Annotated in this window: 3 protein-coding genes; 2 read left to right on the top strand and 1 reads right to left on the bottom strand. The window is 67.1% G+C overall.

The features are described 5' to 3' along the window. The first annotated feature begins 459 nt into the window (after positions 1-459). Complete coding sequence (locus ACFYT4_RS36120; protein ID WP_389279139.1) at positions 460-1,851, top strand: IS1380 family transposase; 1,392 nt, start codon at positions 460-462, stop codon at positions 1,849-1,851. Positions 1,852-2,267: 416 nt separating this feature from the next. On the opposite strand, the gene ACFYT4_RS36115 is transcribed toward ACFYT4_RS36120, so the two are convergent. Next, positions 2,268-2,789 carry a GNAT family N-acetyltransferase gene (locus ACFYT4_RS36115; RefSeq protein WP_389279136.1) on the bottom strand — a complete coding sequence of 174 codons (522 nt, stop codon included), beginning with the start codon at positions 2,787-2,789 and terminating at the stop codon, positions 2,268-2,270. 623 nt (positions 2,790-3,412) lie between these two features. Between ACFYT4_RS36115 and ACFYT4_RS36110 the strand changes: the two genes are divergently transcribed. After that, positions 3,413-3,550: a hypothetical protein gene (locus ACFYT4_RS36110; protein WP_389279133.1), complete on the top strand. Its 138-nt coding sequence runs from the start codon at positions 3,413-3,415 to the stop codon at positions 3,548-3,550. Positions 3,551-3,669 lie beyond the last annotated feature (119 nt).

Genomic DNA, 3,669 nt, shown 5'->3' with positions numbered 1-3,669 from the left:
AACTCCGGCGGGTAGTTCTTCATGACCACGAGATGTCCGTTCTCAGATCCTCAGGATCCAGTTTCTCGTGTGTTCAGGATTCGGGGTCAAGGCCCACACACCAAACCAGCCAGCTCCCCGCACACCAACAAACCCCCCTCCGAGCGTCACCAAACCCGGCGAGGCGCAGCGGGGCCGGGGGCAGGGCTGTGCCGGGGCGGCGGGGGTGTCACCTTCGTGACAGTGGGTGTCCCGGCCTTGTGCCAGTGGTCCTGGTCACAGCAACAGTGGGAGCCAATCGACTTCGCCGACGTGGCGGATACGATGGACGAGCTCTTTGACCGTCTGGACTGCTGAGCCCGGATCCACCGGCTTGATGCCTGTGGACAACATTTCCGAAAACGAGGAAGTGCCCTGTGACCTGCGATGATGGGAGTTCTTCACGCTTCCAGCACGCACGACCACGAGGGCACTTCCGAGATGCAATCTTCCCATGCCGCAGCGAGGATCTCCGCACGGTTTGATGATCCGAATCTGGTCGGCTACGGCGGGCTGGCCCCGGTGGTGCGACTGGCCGAGCGGTGCGGACTGCCCGCACTCGTCGACGAGCACGTCCGGCTGCCGGCCTCGAAGGACGGCACCGGGGCCTTTCCCGCGGCGAAGCTGATGTCGCTGGTCGGTGGCATGGTTGCCGGGGCGGACAGTATCGATGACATGGACCGGCTGCGGCACGGTGGGCTGCCACGGCTGTTCAGCGGGGTGCGGGCGCCGTCCACGCTGGGCTCGTTCCTGCGCTCCTTCAGCCACGGACACGTGAAGCAACTGCACGCGGTGGCCCGCCGGTTCCTGCCCGCGCTGGCCGCGCGTACCCCGCTGCTGCCCGGCGCCGACCACGTGGCCTACGTGGATATCGACGACACGACCCGGCAAACGTACGGCTACGCCAAGCAGGGCGCCGGATACGGATACAGCAAGGTCAAGGGCCTGAACGCGCTGATCGGGATCGTCTCCGCCCCGCTGGCCGCTCCGGTGATCGCCGCCACCCGCCTGCGCAAGGGACCCTCCAACTCCGTTCGCGGTGCGGCTGCGTTCGTCGCCGAATCGATCCGCACCGCGAGAGCGTGCGGCGCGAGCGGGCTGCTGGTCGTGCGGGCCGACTCCGCGTTCTACGGTGCCGATGTCGTCAACGCCTGCCGGGCCGCCGGCGCCCGGTTCTCGGTCACGGTGCGGATGAACGCCTCCGTCAAGGCCGCGATCGCGGGCATCGACGAAGCCGCGTGGAAGGCGATCAAGTACCCCAGGGCGGTATGGCACGAGGAGGGGCAGTGCTGGATCTCTGACGCCGAGATAGCCGAGACCGCCTACACCGCCTTCACGTCCAAGCCGAAGAAGCAGCAGGTCACCGCCCGTCTGATCGTGCGCCGTGTGAAGCGGCTCAACCCGGCGGCGGTGCCCGCCGGCCAGGGCGAGCTGTTCACCACCTGGCGCTACCACGCCGCGTTCACCGACTCTCCGCTCGCCCTCGCCGATGCCGAGCGTGAGCACCGGCGGCACGCGATCGTGGAACAGGTGATCGCGAACTTGAAGAACGGACCGTTCGCCCACGCCCCCTCGGGCAACTTCCAGGCGAACGCCGCCTGGCTCGCGCTGGCCGCCCTCGCGCACAATCTGACCCGCGCCGCCGGCGCCCTGGCGTCCGCCTTCCACGCCAAGGCCACCACCGCAACGATCCGTGACCACCTGATCAACGTGCCCGCCCGCCTGGCCCGCTCGGCCCGGCGCCTCACCCTCCACCTGCCCGAACACTGGCCCTGGGCCGACGACTTCACCCACCTCTTCGACCTGGTGCACGCACCACCACCCACAACCTGAAGAGCCCTGACCACCCCGCCCGAAAGGGCCCGAGACCGCCGACCATGTGGAAGAGCTGGGCAGACCAGCGGATACTCCCTGCCCGAACAGCCAGATCAACTCGCCGACCGCCAGGACACCCCCGAAACGATCACTCCGGAATCAAGCGGGTGGATCCGGGCTGAGGTGACCTGTGGGTGAGATCCGGAGCGGGGATGTCTCGTACGAGACAGAAGAGCCGGCGCAGGATGACGCACCGACCGGCGTGGTCGTTACCTCCCGCGACCCCTTGATGATGGAGCACGGTGACGACGGCCCATGTATGGAGCCGTCGACGCTTCATAGCTCCAAGGTTTCCCCTTGATCGCTTCTGTTGTCGACGTTCACGTAATTCCTCAGCGGCAGGGTCAACTTCCCCGCCCAGATGTTCGATCCCGCTAGGAGCGTGGGTCGGTATTCGCCGTCGTGTCGGTCCAGGCAATCTCGAAGTACCTGACGCGTGCATCTTGTCCGGTCGGCCGCATGCCGGCTGCCATCATGACGTGGTGGGACGCGATGTTGTCGTGGTCGGCATCGCCTTTCACGCAGGTGACGCCGCGTGCCCGCGCGAACAGCAGCAGTCCGCGGAGTGCTTCGGAGGCGTATCCCTTCCCTCGTGCTGACGGGATGAGGCCGTAGCCGATCGTGACGCTGCCGTTCGCGTCCGCGGGTCCGTGGAAGCCCAGGCCGCCGATCGCCTGACCGTCCTCGCGGCGACGGATCTCATAGTTGCCGAACGGCTGGGGATCACCGGTGTTCGCGCAGGTGCCCAGGAATCGCCTGGCGGCGGACACGTCCCCCTCGGTGGGGTATCCGGGCGCCCATCGGGCACCACTGTCCGGCTCGCCCGCAACCACTTGCTCAGCCTCGCTGACGGTCATCGGATGAAGTACGAGCCGCGCAGTCACAAGATCGCCCATGGCGGGGAGGAGTATCACGCGGGGCGACCAGACCGCACTTGAATTATCCGACCGGGCAGCGCCTCACCTCCGGTTGGTGATCGTAAGTACGGAAGAATCGCGGTATGCGCGGTGGGGATGGGCTGTTCGAGGTCGAGCCGGCAGAGAAGCAGCAGCCGAAGAGCGGTCCGGTGGGGGTGGACAAGCGGTTCAGGGCGTTCGACCCGCACCAGGTCCTGCTGCTGCCCCCGTCGCTGGACGACTGGCTGGCCCAGGACCACCCGCACTATGACCCAGATCACGCCGGCGCGTCCGCAATTCATTGCCGGTGGTCCCGTACCCCGGGGCCGAGAGGTGAAGCCCCCGTTCGAGAAGCAGGGCTCCGGTCCCCGGTGCCCGCCCGGCCGCAAGGGCAGGTCTTTCATCCCCGACGTGGAGCGCCGCACCATGCAAGCCGCAGCCAGCCAGACGCGCCTGTGCGAGGTCCTCACGCTTGACGTGTGGGAACGGGCGTGGGAACTCCTGCCGGGGTACACGAGCGCACCCCGCGATGCACACTTCGTCCGCTGGCCGTCAGCGCCGAGCCGGACCGCGTCTGGATCGGCCCCCGGCCCTTCAATCCCATCCGGTTCGACAGCTGTCCCGTGCCCGAGCTGGTTCGGGCGCTGAAGCTCCGCGGTCGTGCCCTCAGGGCAGTCGAGTACTTCACCGGCAACACCGAGTTCTCGCTCGACAGGTGCCCGGAGACGGTGGACGCTTTCGTTATCTCGGGCGAGAAATGAGCGTCAGGCATGTGAGGCAAGTAGCCGGGCCTTGACCCCGAATCCTGAACACACGAGAAACTGGATCCTGAGGATCTGAGAACGGACATCTCGTGGTCATGAAGAACTACCCGCCGGAG

It is taken from the genome of Streptomyces sp. NPDC004609 (genome assembly GCF_042873655.1).
In the GTDB taxonomy this organism is placed as follows: Bacteria; Actinomycetota; Actinomycetes; order Streptomycetales; family Streptomycetaceae; genus Streptomyces.
This window is presented reverse-complemented; position numbering and strand designations above follow the sequence as displayed.